4 protein-coding genes are annotated in these 4312 nt (G+C 37.0%); 2 read left to right on the plus strand and 2 right to left on the minus strand.

The window, feature by feature from the left end:
• Positions 1 to 8 precede the first annotated feature (8 nt).
• Complete coding sequence (locus tag F6K13_RS20545) at positions 9 to 323, minus strand: hypothetical protein (protein WP_287288211.1); 315 nt, start codon at positions 321 to 323, stop codon at positions 9 to 11.
• 557 nt (positions 324 to 880) lie between these two features.
• Between F6K13_RS20545 and F6K13_RS20550 the strand changes: the two genes are divergently transcribed.
• Both F6K13_RS20550 and F6K13_RS20555 read left to right on the plus strand, forming a co-directional pair.
• Positions 881 to 1003 carry a hypothetical protein gene (locus tag F6K13_RS20550; RefSeq protein ID WP_275670468.1) on the plus strand — a complete coding sequence of 41 codons (123 nt, stop codon included), beginning with the start codon at positions 881 to 883 and terminating at the stop codon, positions 1001 to 1003.
• Between the two features lie 380 nt (positions 1004 to 1383).
• The gene (locus tag F6K13_RS20555) at positions 1384 to 1812 is read left to right on the plus strand and encodes a phosphomannose isomerase type II C-terminal cupin domain (RefSeq protein WP_124147701.1); all 429 of its coding nucleotides are present in this window, start codon (positions 1384 to 1386) and stop codon (positions 1810 to 1812) included.
• Positions 1813 to 2946: 1134 nt separating this feature from the next.
• Here the strand turns inward: F6K13_RS20555 and F6K13_RS20560 are convergent.
• Positions 2947 to 4312: GspE/PulE family protein (locus F6K13_RS20560; protein ID WP_287288213.1), on the minus strand; the 1366-nt coding region annotated here is incomplete at its 5' end.

Here is a 4312-nt window from a genome sequence, read left to right on the forward strand (position 1 = left end):
TAATTTAGTTAATTTTTACATTCCATTAATCCCAGAACATGAATTCTTTTACTTTGACAACTCTTGAAGGTTATTATTTCTGATTGTTCTTGCCATCCGTCAGGAATATCTGTCTTCAAAGAAAATCTACTTTCATCTAAATATCTTAAGTCTATTTCTGCTGTAAAAAATCTAAGAATATATAAAAACTCTGAAACTTTTACCTTTATGCCATGTTCCCTTTTCCCTAAATTAAAAGATCTTTTTACCCGCAACTGAAATAAAATTGTTATAGCTCTGTCTCTTACTTGAGGAAATTTACTTTGCAAACTATTCTTTCTCAAAGTTTTTTCGTCTCAGTATTTAATTCTCTAATAAAATTGCTGTGATCTATAAAAAACGAGCATTACCGATTTACTGGCAAATTTTGCTCCAAAAAGGCTCGACTAATTTCAGGGAACAAAAAGCACTTATTCAATCAGTTTTAGGTTGATAGAAAAAATATAAACTGGTAGTTATTGGAGACCGATAATTTCATGGTATAGAGTGATATCACTGGCTAAAAATTAGGTCTAAGACTCAAAAAATAAATTTTATATTTAGACAAAAACAAAATACTAACTATAGAAAAAATCGTCAAAAATACCAGCCTTTGAGTGATTTGCCTGTAACTCCTGGAACCCAAATATTTTTCAGTAACATTAATCTCACTAAATACAAAGGTTTCGGTAAATTTAATTTGGCTGCATATTGGAAAATCAAATATAATCATCAACTAGAAAAGCGAGTGCGTAATTCCGAGGTCTCCTCGGAATGAAAGACGCACTCAAGACAGGAACCTTGGTATTTACTAACAAATCTTGAAAGTTTAGATGAAGTTATCAAAATTTATCGGTCGAGAATGGGTATTGAGGCGATGTTTAAAGATGGTAAAACAGGGGGATATAATCTAGAAGGAAGTCGAGCTAATAAACAACCCTTGACCAATTTGATTTTACTAATAGCTATTGCTTACACAGCTTGATCTTACCATGGTAATTGTATCAAAAAGTCAGGAGATCAAAGATATATTTGTCGATCAAAAGAACCAGGACGAAAAGACAGAAGACATAACAACTTTTGGGTAGGTATGTATGGTGATTTGTGGGTGATCACTGGGGAATATTTATTCGATATTGTCCCAGATATGATGAATTTTAGTCCCCAGAAAAAGACCGGACATAAAATAAGACATCCTAAAAGCAAGATTAAAACAAAAAACTTGATGTTATCTAGCAAAAAGCCCCTATCAGCAATGGAGCAGGACTTGCACTGTCTCCTAGAGCAGCGTCGGGAGGATGCCAATGGCATTCTGTAGTAAAATGTGAAAGTAGATTATTATTTGATGTAATCGAAAAAAAATTTATGAGTGAAACACAAAATAATCAACAGTCTTCGACCCCAGTTGTAAATTCTGAAGTTACGGTTTCAAGTCAACATGAACATCCTACAAGAACACCGCCTTGGGGTACAGTCACAATGTTGGAAGAAGGTCCACGTTACAAAATTAATCGTATAGAGGTCAAACCAAAACATCATATTACGACCCAAATGCACTATCATCGTAGTGAACATTGGATTGTGGTTTCTGGTACTGCTAAAGTTGTGTTTGATGGTACAGAACATTTGCTCCTGCAAAAACAATCAACTTATGTTCCACCAAACACAGCACATCGTGTAGAAAATCCTGGTACAATTCCTCTAGTAATGATTGAAATTCAAAATGGGGAATATCTTGGGGAAGATGATATTACTCGTTTTCCAGAAGCTGATACAGAAGTATCTTCAACATAATTTTAGCTAGGCGATCGCTCATAGCAGTTTTCACTAAGAAAAGCAGAAAACAGAGGTTATTTAGTCCACTCCGGCATTAAACAAAAAACTGTAGTACTGCTCGCGTAATGGTAGAGGGAGTAGGGGAGATTAGGGGAATAGGGGAGACCTAGAGTGGAAAAAACTATGAGTAGGAAAGAAACCAAAATACATCTTCTTTCTTGATCATCGGAGCTGACATCATCAGGTAATTTGTCCCAAGTTCAATCCATACCATTATGGTTGTAGGACTGCCTAAAAAACAGCTATATTTTTGAAATATCTATCCATAGACCATATTATAGCAGTTTTCATTAACATAGAATACAGAGATTTTTACTTAAAGGCAGAAGGCACTTATGCTGAGGGCAGAAGTTCTGTAACCTACCTTTGTGAAGACTGCTATAATTAATTATATAATAATGTGTTAAACTTTGTTAGCGCACGATAACTGGACTGAGAAACCTAAAAATGGGTGAGGATACTAAAAAAAGTTGGCATTGGTGAATTAGTGTATGATATTAATCTTAATTACTTAAGAGTCAGAACTCAGAACTCAGGAGGGAAGAAAGAATAAGAAAGAGGAATAGAGGGAGAAAGTTTTTTGACCCCTAATGATCTGGAAATGATATCATACTTCAAATCACCAACGCCAAAAAGTTATATTACACACCATTAGGGTCTACCTGGAAAGTTATGTGTATCAGTTTAATCACTTAATACCATTATCCGGACTTATATCATGTCCGATAGCATCGTTTGTGTATAGAATTAAGTTTCAATTAAAAGAAACTCTTTCCTACGGAATGCTACGCAAACAGCATAGCTGCCTTCTACCCTCTGTCTTCCTTCCACCAAAGTATAAGTATTCAAAAGTATTCAAGCGGACATGATATTACGCAAAAGACAAAATTATACACTATTTGTAGGGGTTAACGACCGTTAATTCCTACTATATGTGGTGGTATGCGTAAGCCCTGATGATAAAAAACTTTCTTCTTTATCTTCCTTCTTTTTTTCTCTTGTACGTCGCCCTACCCATGCCTCCCCTACTGACTCCTAACTCCTGACTCCTACCCTCACTCATAAGACTTTTTCAGCAAACCCTATTTAATATCAACCTCTGGTAAAATTGTGAGTATATAAAGCACTACGTGGCAAAACACGCTGTACTTCTTCAACTGTAGTTATTCCTTGAGTTACCTTTTCAACAGCAGCAGTTTGGAAAGAAACAAAACCATTTTGCTTCAAATAACGCTGTAATTGAGTCATAGTACCTTCATAAATCAACTCACGAACCCGATCATCTACATCCAATAATTCTACAATTGCTTCTCTACCAGAATAACCAGAATGGAAACAATTAGAGCAACCACGACCAATACGCCATTTTCCCTGAATTTCATGTTTTATACTCGGAGTAACAGCAGATATAGTTTGCCCCCCATTGCCATTATTCAAAGCAGAAGCATAAGCAGATAGACTTTTGCTAACAGCCAAACTCATAGAAGGTAATATTTGCGGTTGCTCTAAACCCAATATTTGTAGATCGGCATTTGTGGGAGTATAAGCTTCTCCACAATGGGGGCAAATTTTTCGCACTAATCTTTGTGCAACAATACCCAATAGCGCATCACTCATCAAAGCAGGGTCAAGACCAATATCCTTTAACCGAGGAATTGCACCTATAGCATCATTAGTATGAAGAGTAGTCAAGACTAAGTGACCAGTCAATGCAGCTCTTACTGCTGTATCCGCTGTCTCGCGATCGCGTATTTCTCCCATCATAATAATATCGGGGTCTTGACGCAAAATTGCCCGTAGACCAGCGGCAAAAGTCATTCCTGCTCTTTCATTTACCTGAGTTTGAGTAATTCCGGGCAATACATATTCTACTGGGTCTTCAACAGTAACTACATTAACGTGTTCTGTTGCCACTGATAACAAACTGGTGTATAGAGTGCTTGTTTTCCCAGAACCAGTCGGTCCTGTAAAAATAATCATTCCCTGTGGTTGATGCAACCAACTTTTGTATACACTCAAACTCCGCTCAGAAAATCCCAATTTATCCAAACTAGAAAAAGGATTTTTGGAAGTTAGTAACCTAATCACAGCTTTTTCCCCTCCGACACAGGGAAGGGTACTGACTCGTAAATCTATTCCTATATTAGAATCATCCTCTCCTACATATTGTTCGCTAATTCTCCCATCTTGAGGACATCTACTTTCAGCGATATCCATATCACACATCACCTTAATAGCAACCACTACTCGACGACCAATATCTGCTGGTAGGGTGGTAATATTTCTGAGGATGCCATCAATACGGTAACGTACTCGTAAACCATCTCCAGTCGGTTCAAGATGGATGTCACTAGCACGGTTACGCAAAGCGCCGGAAATAATTGTTTTTATTCGACCAATTTGGTCTGCTGCTTGGGAGAGATATAATTCTGTGGTGGCGCAGACATCTTCTTCTTCT

The sequence above is a fragment of the Okeania sp. SIO2B9 genome (genome assembly GCF_010672505.1).
GTDB classification, from domain to species: Bacteria; Cyanobacteriota; Cyanobacteriia; order Cyanobacteriales; family Microcoleaceae; genus Okeania; species Okeania hirsuta.

Coding starts and splice junctions, on each gene's coding strand:
- F6K13_RS20550 (WP_275670468.1), top strand. CDS start 881: ATGGGTATTGAGGCGATGTTTAAAGATGGTAAAACAGGGGGATATAAT.
- F6K13_RS20555 (WP_124147701.1), top strand. CDS start 1,384: ATGAGTGAAACACAAAATAATCAACAGTCTTCGACCCCAGTTGTAAAT.